Source organism: Alkaliphilus peptidifermentans DSM 18978, from assembly GCF_900101495.1.
GTDB lineage: Bacteria > Bacillota > Clostridia > Peptostreptococcales > Natronincolaceae > Alkaliphilus_C > Alkaliphilus_C peptidifermentans.
Genome location: NZ_FMUS01000020.1, coordinates 25,157 through 40,189, shown reverse-complemented (window position 1 = coordinate 40,189; position 15,033 = coordinate 25,157). Strand labels below are relative to the sequence as shown.

The 15,033-nt window shown below is 35.7% G+C and carries 13 protein-coding genes and 1 other annotated feature; all 13 genes read right to left on the bottom strand.

Features of this window, described 5'->3' with window-relative positions; genetic code table 11:
- Window positions 1–48: 48 nt before the first annotated feature.
- The 13 genes from leuB to BLP68_RS14020 all read right to left on the bottom strand — a co-directional run bounded on the left by leuB (window position 49) and on the right by BLP68_RS14020 (window position 14,841).
- Window positions 49–1,134, bottom strand: a complete 1,086-nt coding sequence (leuB, locus tag BLP68_RS14080; protein WP_091545099.1) for a 3-isopropylmalate dehydrogenase — start codon at window positions 1,132–1,134, stop codon at window positions 49–51.
- Between the two features lie 24 nt (window positions 1,135–1,158).
- Window positions 1,159–1,650, bottom strand: a complete 492-nt coding sequence (leuD, locus tag BLP68_RS14075) for a 3-isopropylmalate dehydratase small subunit (protein WP_091545098.1) — start codon at window positions 1,648–1,650, stop codon at window positions 1,159–1,161.
- Between the two features lie 18 nt (window positions 1,651–1,668).
- Window positions 1,669–2,928, bottom strand: coding sequence for a 3-isopropylmalate dehydratase large subunit (leuC, locus tag BLP68_RS14070; RefSeq protein ID WP_091545096.1), 1,260 nt, complete (start codon window positions 2,926–2,928; stop codon window positions 1,669–1,671).
- Between the two features lie 16 nt (window positions 2,929–2,944).
- The gene (gene cimA, locus BLP68_RS14065) at window positions 2,945–4,534 is read right to left on the bottom strand and encodes a citramalate synthase (RefSeq protein WP_091545094.1); all 1,590 of its coding nucleotides are present in this window, start codon (window positions 4,532–4,534) and stop codon (window positions 2,945–2,947) included.
- Window positions 4,524–6,071: a 2-isopropylmalate synthase gene (locus tag BLP68_RS14060; RefSeq protein ID WP_091545092.1), complete on the bottom strand. Its 1,548-nt coding sequence runs from the start codon at window positions 6,069–6,071 to the stop codon at window positions 4,524–4,526. Before BLP68_RS14060 ends, cimA begins: the two co-directional genes overlap by 11 nt.
- A 20-nt stretch (window positions 6,072–6,091) precedes the next feature.
- The gene (gene ilvC / locus BLP68_RS14055; RefSeq protein WP_091545090.1) at window positions 6,092–7,084 is read right to left on the bottom strand and encodes a ketol-acid reductoisomerase; all 993 of its coding nucleotides are present in this window, start codon (window positions 7,082–7,084) and stop codon (window positions 6,092–6,094) included.
- A 209-nt stretch (window positions 7,085–7,293) separates the two neighbouring features.
- Window positions 7,294–7,551, bottom strand: coding sequence for an acetolactate synthase small subunit (gene ilvN / locus BLP68_RS14050; RefSeq protein ID WP_091545088.1), 258 nt, complete (start codon window positions 7,549–7,551; stop codon window positions 7,294–7,296).
- Between the two features lie 82 nt (window positions 7,552–7,633).
- Window positions 7,634–7,882 (bottom strand) — a binding site (T-box leader).
- 508 nt (window positions 7,883–8,390) lie between these two features.
- Window positions 8,391–9,980 carry an aldehyde ferredoxin oxidoreductase N-terminal domain-containing protein gene (locus tag BLP68_RS14045; protein ID WP_091545086.1) on the bottom strand — a complete coding sequence of 530 codons (1,590 nt, stop codon included), beginning with the start codon at window positions 9,978–9,980 and terminating at the stop codon, window positions 8,391–8,393.
- Window positions 9,955–10,749, bottom strand: coding sequence for an ABC transporter ATP-binding protein (locus BLP68_RS14040; protein WP_091545084.1), 795 nt, complete (start codon window positions 10,747–10,749; stop codon window positions 9,955–9,957). Before BLP68_RS14040 ends, BLP68_RS14045 begins: the two co-directional genes overlap by 26 nt.
- A gap of 10 nt (window positions 10,750–10,759) precedes the next feature.
- Complete coding sequence (locus BLP68_RS14035) at window positions 10,760–11,398, bottom strand: ATP-binding cassette domain-containing protein (protein WP_091545083.1); 639 nt, start codon at window positions 11,396–11,398, stop codon at window positions 10,760–10,762.
- Entirely contained in the window at window positions 11,376–12,224 is an 849-nt protein-coding gene (locus BLP68_RS14030; protein ID WP_091545081.1) for an ABC transporter permease, read from the bottom strand. Before BLP68_RS14030 ends, BLP68_RS14035 begins: the two co-directional genes overlap by 23 nt.
- Window positions 12,221–13,207: an ABC transporter permease gene (locus BLP68_RS14025; protein ID WP_091545080.1), complete on the bottom strand. Its 987-nt coding sequence runs from the start codon at window positions 13,205–13,207 to the stop codon at window positions 12,221–12,223. The genes BLP68_RS14030 and BLP68_RS14025 overlap by 4 nt, the downstream gene beginning before the upstream one ends.
- A 20-nt stretch (window positions 13,208–13,227) precedes the next feature.
- Window positions 13,228–14,841, bottom strand: a complete 1,614-nt coding sequence (locus BLP68_RS14020) for an ABC transporter substrate-binding protein (protein ID WP_091545078.1) — start codon at window positions 14,839–14,841, stop codon at window positions 13,228–13,230.
- Between the last annotated feature and the right edge of the window lie 192 nt (window positions 14,842–15,033).

Here is a 15,033-nt window from a genome sequence, read left to right as displayed (position 1 = left end):
TCACCCCTTGTAATTTTGAAAACAGTGAACAACTAATAGTTAATTGTATTAACTCATAACTCCTAACTTATTAATTATCAGTTTTGTCATTTCCTTTGTACCCACCAGCTTCATACCGGCAGAGGTTATATCTGCTGTTCTATATCCCTCCCTAAGCACAGCCTCAACTGCCTTTTCGATTGAATTAGCTTCTTCCTCCAGCTTAAAGGAATGTCTAAGCATCATAGCAGCCGAAAGAATTGTTGCTATAGGGTTAGCTATATTTTTTCCCGATATATCTGGAGCAGATCCATGTATTGGCTCATACATACCCTTTGACCCATACCCAAGGCTGGCAGAGGGTAGCATTCCAATTGACCCTGTAATCATGCTGGCTTCGTCAGATAATATATCTCCAAACATATTGGAGGTTACAATAACATCAAATTGATTTGGATCTCTTATTAACTGCATAGCGGCATTATCTACGTACATATGCTCTAATTCAATATCTACATATTGTTTAGCTACATTGGTCACAACACTTCTCCAAAGCCTAGAGCTTTCCAGTACATTGGCCTTATCAATACTGGTAACCTTGCCCTTTCTTTTGGCTGCTATTTCAAAGGCAACTTTAGCAATTCTTTCTACTTCTCCAACACTGTATATTTCAACATCATAGGCAGCTTCTCCAAGCTTCCCCTTTTGATTTCGTCCCTTTTCTCCAAAATAGATACCGCCTGTTAACTCTCGTACAACACAAATATCTATTCCATTACTTAATAGCTCATCCCTTAAAGGGGACGCTCCCTTTAAAGACTCATATAAAACTGCTGGTCTTAAATTAGCATACAGCCCTAATTCCTCTCTTAGGCTTAAAAGTGCTTTTTCAGGACGTAATTCTCCAGAGAGGTGATCCCACTTTGGCCCTCCTACAGCCCCCAAAAGAACCGCATCACATTCTTTACATACCTGTATCGTTTCCTTCGGTAATGGCTCTCCTGTCACATCAATGGCACTACCACCAGCTAATACTTCTTTGAAGAGAAAACGGTGTCCATAGTATTCTTCAACTTTCTTCAGTACATCAATGGCTCCATCGATTATCTCTGGTCCTATGCCATCCCCTTTAATTACTGCAATATTTATTATCATCTAGGTCTCCTCCTATCCCTCAACTTATTTCATTTGCTTCTGAATGTAGGATACTAATCCTCCACTAGAAATTATCTCTTGAATGAATTCAGGAAAGGGTTGAGCCTGATATGTTTCATTCTTAGTTTCGTTAAATATAATACCCCTTTGAAAATCAACCTTTATTTTATCGTTAGCTTCAATTCCGTCCACCGCTTCGTCACACTCTAAAATCGGCAGTCCAATGTTAATTGCATTTCGATAGAAAATTCTAGCAAAGGACTTAGCTATTACACAGGACACTCCAGAAGCCTTTATAGCTAAAGGTGCATGCTCTCTAGATGAGCCGCATCCAAAATTCTTATTGGCGATAATCATATCTCCTTCTTGTACCCGCTCTACAAAGGTTGTATCAATATCCTCCATGCAGTGCTTTCCCAATTCCTTTGGATCTGATGTATTTAAATACCTAGCAGGTATAATAACATCTGTGTCAACATTATTTCCATATTTAAATGCTTTACCTGTTGCCTCCATAATTATCTCACCTCAATTTTAGATTTCTTCCGGATTTTTAATTTTTCCTGCAATGGCTGATGCTGCAGCAACGGCCGGACTTGCTAAATATACCTCAGACTCAGGATGGCCCATTCTTCCCACGAAATTGCGGTTAGTTGTAGCTATTGCTCTTTCTCCCTTAGCTAGGATTCCCATATGTCCTCCTAAGCATGGTCCGCAGGTTGGTGTGCTCACAATTGCTCCTGCCTCTATAAATATCTCCAGTAAGCCTTCCTTCATTGCATCCAAATATATTTTCTGAGTACCTGGAAAAACAATTACCCTTACACCCTTCGTCACTTTTTTACCCTTCAATAGCTCTGCAGCAATCCTCAAGTCCTCTAATCTACCATTTGTACAAGAACCAATAACCACTTGATCTATCTTCACATCTCCTACATCATCAATAGTTCGGGTATTATCTGGAAGATGTGGAAATGCTACAGTTGGTCGAAGCTCCGATAAATTAATGTTATATATTTCATCATAAACAGCATCGTCATCGGCGGTATATACTGTGTAAGGCTTATTTGAATGGTTATTTACATATTCAATGGTTTTTTCGTCAACAGGAAATATCCCATTTTTTCCGCCTGCTTCAATTGCCATATTGGCCATAGAAAACCTATCATCCATAGAAAGATGCTTTAAGCCATCCCCTGCAAATTCCATTGACTTATACAGTGCTCCATCAACGCCAATTTTTCCAATAATATGCAGTATCACATCTTTGCCACTAACATATTTAGCTGGCTTTCCAGTTAAAACAAATTTTATCGCGCCGGGTACTTTAAACCATCCTTTACCAGTTGCCATCCCCGCCGCCATATCAGTTGACCCAATTCCCGTTGAAAATGCCCCCAATGCCCCATAGGTGCAGGTATGGGAGTCTGCTCCAATTACAACATCTCCAGGAACCACCAATCCCTTTTCAGGTAATAGACAATGCTCTATTCCCATTTCTCCAATTTCAAAGTAGTTCTCTATATTGTGTTTATAAGCAAATTCTCTAACGTATTTACATTGTTCAGCTGATTGTATATCTTTATTAGGTGTAAAGTGATCAGGTACAATTGCGATCTTGCTTCTATCAAATACATCTTTTACACCTGTTTTTAAGAATTCCTTTATGGCTACTGGAGAAGTTATATCATTTCCCAGTACTAAATCTAGATTAACCTGTATTAATTGACCTGCTTCTACCTTCTCTAACCCTGCATGCTTGGCAAGGATTTTTTGTGTCATAGTCATGCCCATCAATATGCCCCCTCTTCTAAAGAAATGCTTCTTTTTTCTGCTCGATATCTTTTAATAGTTTATATTCTATTGAATCCACCAACGCTATCCAGCTGGCTTTAATAATATCAGTTGATACTCCTACAGTATTCCAAACATTAACACCATCTGTAGATTCTATAAGAACCCTGACGGTTGCAGCTGTTGCGTCGTTTGTGTCTAATACTCTAACCTTATAGTCAGTAAGATGTACATCCTTAAGCTCTGGGTAAAAGACCTCTAAAGCCTTTCTGAGGGCTTTATCAAGTGCATTGACTGGTCCATTTCCCTCAGCTATGGATATTTCATCCTCATTATTTACATTTACTTTTATATATGCAGTGGAGCTATATTCATTTGAAGCTTGATCTTCCCCTATTATTTTATAGTACTTCAGCTGAAAGAATGGCTTATACTTCCCCAGCTTCTTCCGAATTAGTAGCTCAACAGTGGCTTCAGCCCCTTCAAATTGATAGCCTACGTGCTCGTATTCCTTTAATAAATCTATTATCCTTTGAGCTTCATCTGATTCCTTTGTTATGCTGGGGTCAACCTTTCGTATTTCTGATAGTACTGTACTTCTACCAGATACCTCAGACATTAAAAATCGTCTTTCATTTCCAACCAGGGTAGGATTAACATGTTCAAAGGAATGATGAGCTTTATTGACGCCATCTATATGCATACCACCCTTATGGGAGAAGGCACAGTTGCCTATATAGGGCTCTCTTTCATTAATTGATACATTTGCTATTTCAGCAATATATCTAGCAGTTGAGGTTAAGTTTTGTAGCTGATTTCCCAAGATACAAGATTTTTGTCGCTTCAACTGTAGGTTAGGAATAACTGTACTTAGGTTGGCGTTACCACAACGTTCTCCAAAACCAAGAAATGTTCCCTGGACCTGTTGAGCACCTGCCTCTACGGCTGAAATAGTATTTGCAACTGCCATTCCACCATCATTATGACAATGAATTCCCACCTTTACAGGGAAGCTATCAACCACATGCTTTGTGATTTCAAATATTTCTAGAGGAAAGAAGCCACCATTTGTATCACATAAAACCAACCATTCAGCTCCACCATCTACTGCTGCCTTAAGGGTTTTCATGGCATACTCCTGATTGTTTTTATATCCATCGAAAAAATGCTCAGCATCGAATATAATATTTTTCCCCTTATTTTTTAAATAGGCTATTGTATCTTGAATCATACTTAGGTTTTCATCAAGTGAAGTCTTAATAATATCAGTTACATGAAAGTCCCAGCTCTTACCAAATATAGCCACGTCCTTTGTATTAGCCTTTAATAAGGATTGTAGATTTTTATCATCTTTGACTGGTATTCCAGCTCTTCTGGTACTACCAAAGGCCGTTAATCTAGCATGCTTTAACTGTATTTCCTTCATTCTTTTGAAATACTCTAAGTCTTTTGGATTAGAGCCGGGATTACCCGCTTCTACATAGGTTACTCCCATTTTATCCAACGCCAGTGTAATCTTTATCTTATCTTCTACAGAAAAGGAAATTCCCTCAGCCTGAGCACCATCCCTTAAGGTAGTATCGAAGACAACTATATTATTTTTCATTAAGCTTCACCTCCCCATGGAATTCTAATTCATTAAGCAACTTGTTAATAGCATTCAAATAGGCCTTTATGCTGGATTCAACTATATCTGTACTTAAGCCTCTACCTAAATATAAACGATTTGTTTTATTACTGGATATTCTAACTATAACCTCCCCTTGGGCATCCTTACCCTCAGAGACTGCATTTAGTGAGTACTCCTCCAGTACAAAATGATCATCAATCATATTATCTACGGCCTTTAAGGCTGCATCAACTGGTCCATCTCCAGTTGATGCACAGGTCATTTCTTCACCATCTTTACTTAGCTTTATTGTAGCTGTAGCCGTTATTAGGTTACCACTATTGATAACAAATTCCTTTAACTTATATACTTCCTTTTGTACACCATTCTTATTTTGAACCAGTGCCTCTAAATCCCCATCGTATACAACTTTTTTCTTATCTGCCAATAGCTTAAAATCATCAAATATTTTATCTATATCTACCTTTGGCAACTGATAACCCAAATCCTTAAGTCGGTCTTCAAATGCATGTCTTCCAGAGTGCTTCCCCAACACCATTTTGTTTTGGGTAAGGCCAACAGATTCAGGAGTCATTATTTCATAGGTTTCTCTATTGGCTAGTACGCCATGCTGATGTATACCCGATTCATGGGCAAATGCATTATTTCCCACTATTGCTTTGTTAGGCTGGACCTTAACGCCTGTCAGCTTACTTACTAGACGACTGGTTGGATAAATTTGTGTTGTATCTATATTTAAATCATAGTTATATAAATCTCTTCTTGTATGAAATGTCATTACCAACTCTTCTAACGCTGCATTTCCAGCTCTTTCTCCAATACCATTTATAGTACATTCCAATTGAGTTGCCCCAGCCTTTGCAGCAGCAATTGTGTTGGCTACAGCCATCCCCAAGTCATTGTGACAATGTACAGATATTGTTGCCTTATCAATGTTACTGACATTTTCTTTAATACCTTTTATTAACTTAAAGAATTCTTCTGGCATTGTATATCCCACAGTGTCTGGAACATTTATCACTGTAGCACCGGCCTTAATTACTGCCTCAAAGATGCGATATAAAAACTCTGGGTTACTCCTAGATGCATCCTCTGCTGAGAATTCAACATCATTGCAAAAGCCTTTAGCGTACTTAACTCCATCTACAGCCTGCTGAAGTACAGCATCGGGACTCATTTTCAGCTTATATTGCATATGAATATCTGAAGTTGCAATAAAGGTATGAATCCTAGGGGCAGCAGCCATCTTAATAGCCTCCCATGCAGCATCTATATCCTTTTTTAAAACCCTCGATAGGCTTGCTACTCTACAATCTTTAACTGTTTCTGCAATTGCCTTAACTGAAGCAAAGTCCCCAGGTGATGCTATTGCAAAGCCAGCCTCGATTACATCCACCCTTAATAGCTCTAATCGTTTGGCTATTTTAAGCTTCTCTTGAATATTTAGGCTACAGCCCGGTGACTGCTCACCATCCCTCAAGGTTGTGTCAAATATGTGAATTTTCTCCCTCATACCTATCATTCCTTTTTAAGTTACTTTTTCATCCAGCTCATATTTTCTCTTAACTGTCTTCCTACAACTTCCATAGGATGATTTTGCTCCATTCTTCTCTTGGCATTGAAGCTTGGTCTGTTGGCTTTATTTTCAAGAATCCAATCCTTTGCGAAGGTGCCATCCTGAACTTCACTCAAAACTTTTCGCATCTCATTCTTAGTATCTTCGGTTATAATCCGCTTTCCAACTTTATAGTCTCCATATTCAGCAGTATCACTTATGGAGTATCTCATGTAGCTTAGCCCACCCTTGTTTATCATATCAACAATAAGCTTCATTTCATGTAAGCACTCTAGATATGCACTTTCGGGTTGATAGCCTGCTTCAACCAATACCTCAAAGCCTGCCTTAATTAGCTCAGATATTCCACCACATAGTACCGCCTGCTCACCGAAAAGGTCTGTTTCAGTCTCTTCCTTAAAGGTTGTTTCAAGGATTCCACCTCTAGCTCCACCAATTGCTGCTGCATATGCCAAGGCAATTTCCTTAGTATCACCAGAAACATCTTGATATACAGCGAAAAGACATGGTACACCTTTACCTTCTTCATATTGACTTCTAACCGTATGCCCTGGTCCCTTAGGTGCCACCATAAATACGTTAACATCCTCTGGTGGTACAACTTGGTTGTAGTGGATATTGAAGCCGTGGGCAAACACTAAATACTTTCCTGCTGATAAATTGGGTTTTATGCTTTCTTCATACAGCATTGGCTGTTTTTCATCATTTACAAGAATTATAACTATATCTGCCTCTTTAACAGCTTCAGCTGCTACTGCAACCCTTAAGCCAGCTTCTTCAGCCAGCTTCCAAGATTTACTTCCCTCATAAAGACCTACTATTACCTTTACTCCTGAATCATGAAGATTTAATGCATGGGCATGACCTTGGCTGCCATATCCTACGACGGCTACAGTCTTTCCCTCTAATTTACTTAAGCTACAATCCTTTTCATAAAATAATTTACTCATTAACATTTCCCCCTTAATTTTTGTTTGTTTTATGATTAAAATTTTATAAATATACATGTCAAAATATTTTGAAATTTCAGCTTGCAATTCTTGCATCTTCAACAAAATTACTCATGCTTGAATATCATATGGATTCTGAAATAAAATTCCTTGTTAAATTTCAATCTCAATTCAACATTCAACATTCAACATTCATCATTTTCTGTTTTCTAATTGCTCATGGTCTTTCCATAAGGCAGTTCATTAATTTGAGTAACATCTATAATTCTATTTAAAAGGTTTATCATCTGATTATATACAACCTTATCTCCAGTAAAAAAAATTGTCATTTCATAAATTTCTGGATTATTAGTAGTATTCAACGATAAACTATCGATGTTATATCCCTTCCTACCCAGTAAACCTGATAACCTATTAAGCACTCCAAAGTGATTCTCAATTTTCATAACCAACCCATACTTTTCCATTACTCTTCCTCCTTTACTTACATTCTTAATCCTTCATACCTCTAAAGTTAGGAAATCCCAACAAAAAAGTCCCTGCATATAATGCAGGGACGAGGTATTTACCACGCGTTACCACCCAAATTGTTTCTACCTTTAAGTAGAAACCTCTCAACAGGTCCATCAACCTTTGCCTATAACGGGGCTTCCGGTATTCTCCTACTAAGTAACAAAGCTACCTTTCAGAGAAACTGCTCAGGAGAGAGAAGTAATTTAAAGCAGTATCGGTTTTCCAGCAACACCGACTCTCTTTAACTGCATTTACATAAATTACAGACACCATCATCGCATTTTTATTCACTAAATTTGTGTTTTGATATTAGAATCGATTATATAGAGTTCTTAAGATTAACACAAACCCCGGGAAAACGTTATTTTTCGTGATTAGATAGTATTATCTTTGAAATAATCCAAATATCTCTTTATTTCTAAAGATTTTGAAAATTTAAATAAAGTTTTATTTTTATGTGTAAATTATATTTAATGCATTGCAACACCTTATTTTAAGCAGGTTTTATGTTAGTCTCTATCTCTCAGGGGCTAATGTACTTATTATTTACTTAAGTTTAAAAAATCGGGGTTTTTATTAACTTTATACTTTTTCAACAGCCTGAGAGGGTATAAACCCATCTGAGGTTGTTGAAAAAGTCAACAATATCCAGACTGTTCAAAATTCTTCAGATTCAAGGCGCAAGAAAACCCAGCGACTGCAGCGTATACGCAATACGCAAGGGTGCTGGGTTTTTGCAGTAACGAAGAAGATGGAGGATTTTCAACAGTCTGAGAGGGTATATACCCCTCTATTAAATAACTTCACTATCTACTGAGTAATATCTGTATAGAACCTTAACAAATTCAGGAATTGAGTTTGACAGATCTGCTGATATAATCATTTTTTTGTAAGCCCTTTCCTTTTGCAAACTATTAAGGGCTGTTTTAATTAATTCTTCAGATGTAACACTCATCCCTGTTTTTGCCTTAATCAATTGTGCAAGATTTTCTAAGCCTTCCTCCATATCTAATATTGCGAAGGATGTAAACAAGCATATTCCCAAGTTGCCCAGAAGAGTCATAAATCCATAAAGCATTTCCATATCATTAATTTTTTCACAACCCTTAACTCTATTCTGTAACTTTATTATAAAGTTCTTTTCTTCTTGAATGGCTGGAAGGGTTATCATCTTTTCTATCTCCGGCACCTCTGCAAATAATGGATGGATACCCTTAGTTGTACTGGTGACAATTCTACCCAGCGGGGTAACCAGCTCCACTTCCTTAATTAGCTCATGTATTTTTTCTTTGGTTGCTTCATTTTTCATTGCTTTAAGGAGCATATTGCAGCTGAAAAGAAATTCAATTGTATCAACACCCATTTCAAAGCATTTTTTATTTACTTCCTTCACAAATTTATCATCTGTTATATTGAACAATTCTTTACAGGCTGCTACTGCTTCACTTTCTGCAGGGGAGCTATATGCATCTTCACCAGTATCACCACTATGTCTATTTAAACAACCTATTACACAATTTGGAGCACAATTTTTGTTAATTTTAATTGTTGATTCAGTTGATTTCCTTCCTGCAATATTTTTCCTTTTGGATTGCAATTTAAGCTTCTCTAAAAAGTTGGTTTTATCCTTCATCATATGGATAAGGGTTATGGAACCATATGCGGGTAGTGCTCCACCACATACGGGATGCTGAATTATCATTTTACCTAATTTTTTTGACATTTTTCTAAACTCTGCTTCATCCTCTATGGGTGAATTAAAATGACTTCTAGTGGTTACTGCTATTGCCTTTATGCCTTTATACCCAAATATATCACCCATTTTTCCTCGACTACAATAATATTTGGGATATCCTTTACTATATGTACTAAAAACGCTGGCAATGGGTAACACATGCTCTCCTGCCGGCCCTATTCCTATTATAGAAGTATCCTCTCCCCACATACCCTGCAAATGGTCTATAGTATCATCTACAGATTTATGTCTTAGGTTTGATACAGAATGTACTTTAATTTCATCTTCACTGATATGTAAGACACAGGAATCTTCGTTTTTTCTTTTTCCATGAATAACTATGGCACTAATATGTAATGAAGCTAGTTTCTGAGAAATAGGTCCCGCAACATTTATGCTCTTTATTCCTACGTTGTCTTCACCCTTTGCAGCAATAGTTAATCTACCTGTGCAAGGTGCTTGAGTACCAGTCAATAAACCCGGAGTCAATACAATACAGTTCTCTTTGCTTAAATATTTAGTATCTGGTTTTATAATTTCCATAATTACAGAAGTAGCCAATCCTCTACCTGTTTTACTAATATCCTCAATATTATAATTATTAGTTATTATTTCATTTGTATTAAGATCTACATGGACTATCTTCATATCCTTTACCCTCCACAAACAATTTCATACTTTCAATCAATTCCTTTACATAGCTACTTTTTGCTTTTGTTAATATGTCCTCTGCTTTGCCTTCTTCGATTACACATCCATCCTTTAAAACATAAATATCATCACAAATTCCTTCAATAATAAGAAGTTGATGTGTAATCACCAAAAAAGACATATTAAACTGATATTTCAGCAGCTTAAATATTTCTAGTATTTCCTTTGCCGAAGTTGAATCTAACATTGAAGTACATTCATCTGCAATAATTAACTTTGGTTTTGGTATTATAGCTCTAGCAATTGCAATTTTTTGTCTTTGACCTCCACTTAAGGTAACTATTTTTTTCTTTCTCCATTCTTCATAATTCTTTATCCCTATCAATTCCATTGCAGCTTGTGGATTAATAATGTTTTCTCTACCATTTTTACGACACAATTTAACTGGTTCCATTAAAACCTCCTCGATGCTGCAATCTACATCTAGGCTACTATAGGGGTCTTGAAAGATATATTGTATGGCAGCACAACAATTAAAGCTTCTCTTACTGAATACTGGAAGACTTTGGTTGTTTAAGAGTACATCTCCGTAATCAGGTGCTTCTAAGCCTACAATAAGCTTCGCCAGTGTTGTTTTTCCACAGCCTGTTTCTCCCAATAATCCTATAGCTTTTCCCTCTTCAATTTTTAAATTTAAATCCTTAATAATTTCCTCCTTTGATTTTTTATATCTTTTATGAAGTCTTTTAACCTCTAATAGCATCATTTTCACCGCCTTAAGTACCCAGAATTAAGATCTCATCTGATATAAGCCGCGAAAATCCATAATCATGAGTGACCATCATCATGGAAGTACCTTTATCTTTTTTTTCGCGAAGAAAGCTTAATATAATCTTTAATGTAATAGAATCTATTGCAGTGGATGGTTCATCCAGTACATACAATTGAGGATTTTTGAGGGAGCCCAGCAATAATACAATTCGTTGTTTCATTCCACCACTTAATTGATGTGGATACAAGCTTAATATATCTTTATCTAGCTTTAGAATTTGTAGTAGTTCTAAATAGTCTTCACTATCCTTTGCTATTCCATTTGCTATATGATAAATATGCTCTTTTATAGTTATTGATGGATTAAGGGCACTTTGTGAGTATTGGGGTAAATATGATACTACTTCATAAATTTTTTTATTATAGCTCTTAATATCAGCATCAAATAGCTTTGCAGTAGTATATTTTACCCTTCCATTGAAATTAAGGTTATAAAGGCCATTTAATAAGGTGGTTTTTCCACAGCCCGAAGCCCCCATTATTGAGAGGCACTCACCTTTTCCTATTGTAAAGTTTGGGTATTTATATATTTGGTTATGGCAACGATAGGATATTTTTAAGTTATTTACCTCCAATGCCTTCATAAACAGTTATCTCCTTTAACTCATTTTCATCCCTCTCCATATCAAAGGATAATAAGGATAAAGCACATATTAAAACGATGATACAAATAATAGGTGGAAATAACCACCATATATATCTATTGCCAATAAAAATCCCATCATAGTCAATTGCTTGTCTGATAAGCCTCCCCCATGATTTAATAGTTGGATCGCCAATTCCTAAAAAAGAGAGATTTGCTTCATACATTATTGCTCTGCTGCATTGTAAAATAAACATTGTAACAACACCAGCGTAGATGTGCTTCCACAGCTTTTTAAAAGTATGAAATAATCCTCCCTTTAATAAAAGTGAATATTGTATTGTATTATAGGTCATTGCAACCTTTGCCTTCCAGTAAATAATCCTTGTTACACGACTCCAGGAGAAAAAAGAAATTACTAAAATAATGTTGGATATACCAGGGCCAGCAAAAACTGAAAATACCATGATCATAATTATTTCAGGCAGAATTAAAAACAACTCAGTAGCCTTAATTATGATGGCCTCAACTGGTCCTTTATAGTATGCACACATTACTGCCATTAGAGAGCCTATTAGAGTTGATATAAAAGCACTTGATAAAGCTATAAAAATGCTAACCCTAAATCCCATGATTAATGATGAAAAAATATCCTGACCCATATAATTAGTGCCTAGTAAATGCATTCTATTTGGTGGCTGTAATGGTTCATAACTAAAATCACCAGGATCATAGGGTATAATATATGGTGCAAGTATACCAATAACAATCATTAACCCAACCAGGTAAATTCCCAAGTCCTTAGTAGATATCCTTCTTTTTTTCATTGGCTCACCCTCGGACTTACTTGACATAAAATCCATTCAAATAAGATATTAATGGCAATTGCATATACAATAATAACCAAAAATATCCCCTGTATTAATGGATAATCACGTGCAGAAACTGCCACCCTTAACAGATATCCTATACCTGGATATGAAAATATCATTTCTACAAATAGGGTTCCTGCAATAGCATACATAAAATGAATGTTTAACTTACTGATTATCTCTGGCAAGCAGTTTTTAAAAATATAAAAATATCCAATGGAAATTTCATCGATATTATTAAAATAAGCCATTTCTACATAAGGCTCATTCTTTATTCTAAAAACTATGTTTCTCATGAGAATAAAGCTGGATGGTATTTGGGATATTACACTTGCTGCTAAAGGTAGTATCAAATGATATCCGGCATCTACAAAAAATGAAACAGTAGTTGAATATATTTTTATACTATAGGCACCTTGAGACGGAAACAAACCTAATCTGTAAGCAAAAATCCGTTGAATTATTAATGCAATTATAAAAACAGGTATTGCCTGAAGAGTAATAATGGAAAAGGTTAATACTCTATCTGTTTTATTAGATTTCATAGCTGAGTATAAACCAGCAGGGATGGCTATTAAAGATGAAAACAAGATGGACATTATGGAAAGAAGTAATGTCCACCCAATTCTACCTTTTATTACTTCTAAGACAGGATATCCATAATAAAATGAATATCCTAAATCGAAATTAATAATGTTTTGTAAATATATTAGTAATTGTTTTGAAAGAGGTTCACTTGGTGCATAGTATTCACTAAATCTATTAAAAGTCTCCTCAGGAAGTATTGTGTTGAGAATATGTATATCCTCCTCAAAACCAGCAATGGGACTTCCTGGTATTAACCTCGGTAAAGCAAAGGAAAGAAGTATTAGCATAACCATCAACAACAGGTTATTCGCTACTTTTAATGTCAAATATTTTAATTTACTACTATTCATACTATCAATCCTTTAAATTACTATTGATTACCCCATGTACCGTTGATATAAATCAGCTTATTTTGTGTGGTAGGCACTGCAATAGCAACGCCATCCTTTGTATAATACCATCCATTAAGTTTTTCTGTATTATAAGCAAATGTAATTTTCCTATAATACAGGGTTAATGTTGGCAGTTCTTCTGCAATAATGTTTTGTAGCTCCGCAACAATTTTATAACGTTTTTGGTAATCAGTTTCCTTCAATTGCTTTAAAAACAAATCATCAAATATCTCATTGCTCCATTTTTTGCCTCCTTGAGCTGTGACTGTAGGTGTTGAGCCTAAATTTACCCCTTCACCAATAAATCTGGCAAGTAATACTGGATCTCCTCCAAATGAACCGTGTCCATTAAGGGCCAATTGAAATTTCCCCTCACTAATTAATGAATCCACACTTTTTTGATCCATAGCCTTAACCGAAATAGAAATACCAATATCTCCAAGGTATTTTTTCATCATTTCTGCTTCATCTACTCTATCATCTGTAACCAATAGCTCATATTCTAAAGCTTTGTCAGATAAACCAGCTTGATTTATCAAATCCTTAGCCTTGTCAGGGTCATATGTATATTCCTTAACTACATCAGAATACCAATCTGAATCTGGATGGATATGTCCAGGATTTCCAGGTATTCCAGCCTTTTTCAGTGCCTTTTCAACAATCTCATTCCTATTTATTCCATAATATATAGCTTGCCTTAATTCTTTTTGGTTAAATTCTGGTATATCAAAATTAAAATACATTCTGTATACCCATAATCCTGGTCCTTCTATAACTTTAAATTGACCTTCTCTCTTTAATTCCATTGCTTCTCCATAACTTAACCTTTGGGCAGCATCTAATTCTCCATTTTTTAATGATAATGCCGGTTGATTATTGGGGCTTAGTATTAATTGGTCTATTACAGGTTTACCTAAAAAATAGTCTTCATTAGCTTCAAAAATATAACTGCCTGCATCAATATCATATTTTGCCAATGTAAATGGTCCTGACCCAATAACTGCCTCATCTGTATTAAACTTTTGCGGTTCATCAATCTTCTCCCATATATGCTTTGGCATTATAGGTACATTTCCAGCAACATCAGTGATAAATGGAGCATATACTTCTTTTAAGAAGATTTTTACTTGATGCTGGTCTAAAATTTCTACCTTTTCCACCATGTTCAAGTTAACCCATTGATGAGGATGCTTCATCATATATTCAAATGAAAATTTTACATCCACAGCTGTTAATTTTGTACCGTCAGTAAAGTTGGCATTCTCTACTAAATTAAATGTCCATTCCAGATTATTATCAGAAACTATCCAATCTTTTGCCAGCATTGCTGTAACTCCATTTTCATCCTTCCAGGTCAAAGTGTCAAATATTAGACTCATAAGCAGGTATCCTCTTCCCCTTGGAGAAACAGTGTAGATCGATGGATATCCAAGATTTTGTTCATCAACTCTAAGTATTCTTGGTTCAGTATTTTCATTTTCAACCTGATTATTTCCTTCCAATAGCTCAGCGCTTTCTTCTACTATAGGACTACATCCTATCGGCGTTATTGTTAAAATCATAACAATTAAAATCAAAATAACTCTTTTCATTCAAAAATTCCCCCTATTTTAATCCATATTCCAGTCACTGTAATTCTATATGGATTAAAAGGGTAAATCAAATTTAAAATATCTATACAATACCACTTCTCTATTTGATATCCAAATAAATTACTCTATTATCCTTCAGCCCTTTACATGTTTATCAAATATTATTTTGAGGTGATAATAAGATAAAAAACC

Excerpts from the sequence above, each read along its gene's own strand:
- ilvN (WP_091545088.1), bottom strand. The coding sequence starts at position 7,551 with ATGGAAAAGTATGGGTTGGTTATGAAAATTGAGAATCACTTTGGAGTG.
- BLP68_RS14025 (WP_091545080.1), bottom strand. The coding sequence starts at position 13,207 with ATGAATAGTAGTAAATTAAAATATTTGACATTAAAAGTAGCGAATAAC.
- leuB (WP_091545099.1), bottom strand. The coding sequence starts at position 1,134 with ATGATAATAAATATTGCAGTAATTAAAGGGGATGGCATAGGACCAGAG.
- BLP68_RS14060 (WP_091545092.1), bottom strand. The coding sequence starts at position 6,071 with ATGAGGGAGAAAATTCACATATTTGACACAACCTTGAGGGATGGTGAG.
- BLP68_RS14045 (WP_091545086.1), bottom strand. The coding sequence starts at position 9,980 with ATGAAGATAGTCCATGTAGATCTTAATACAAATGAAATAATAACTAAT.
- ilvC (WP_091545090.1), bottom strand. The coding sequence starts at position 7,084 with ATGAGTAAATTATTTTATGAAAAGGATTGTAGCTTAAGTAAATTAGAG.
- BLP68_RS14030 (WP_091545081.1), bottom strand. The coding sequence starts at position 12,224 with ATGAAAAAAAGAAGGATATCTACTAAGGACTTGGGAATTTACCTGGTT.
- BLP68_RS14020 (WP_091545078.1), bottom strand. The coding sequence starts at position 14,841 with ATGAAAAGAGTTATTTTGATTTTAATTGTTATGATTTTAACAATAACG.
- cimA (WP_091545094.1), bottom strand. The coding sequence starts at position 4,534 with ATGAAAAATAATATAGTTGTCTTCGATACTACCTTAAGGGATGGTGCT.
- leuC (WP_091545096.1), bottom strand. The coding sequence starts at position 2,928 with ATGGGCATGACTATGACACAAAAAATCCTTGCCAAGCATGCAGGGTTA.
- BLP68_RS14035 (WP_091545083.1), bottom strand. The coding sequence starts at position 11,398 with ATGAAGGCATTGGAGGTAAATAACTTAAAAATATCCTATCGTTGCCAT.
- leuD (WP_091545098.1), bottom strand. The coding sequence starts at position 1,650 with ATGGAGGCAACAGGTAAAGCATTTAAATATGGAAATAATGTTGACACA.
- BLP68_RS14040 (WP_091545084.1), bottom strand. The coding sequence starts at position 10,749 with ATGATGCTATTAGAGGTTAAAAGACTTCATAAAAGATATAAAAAATCA.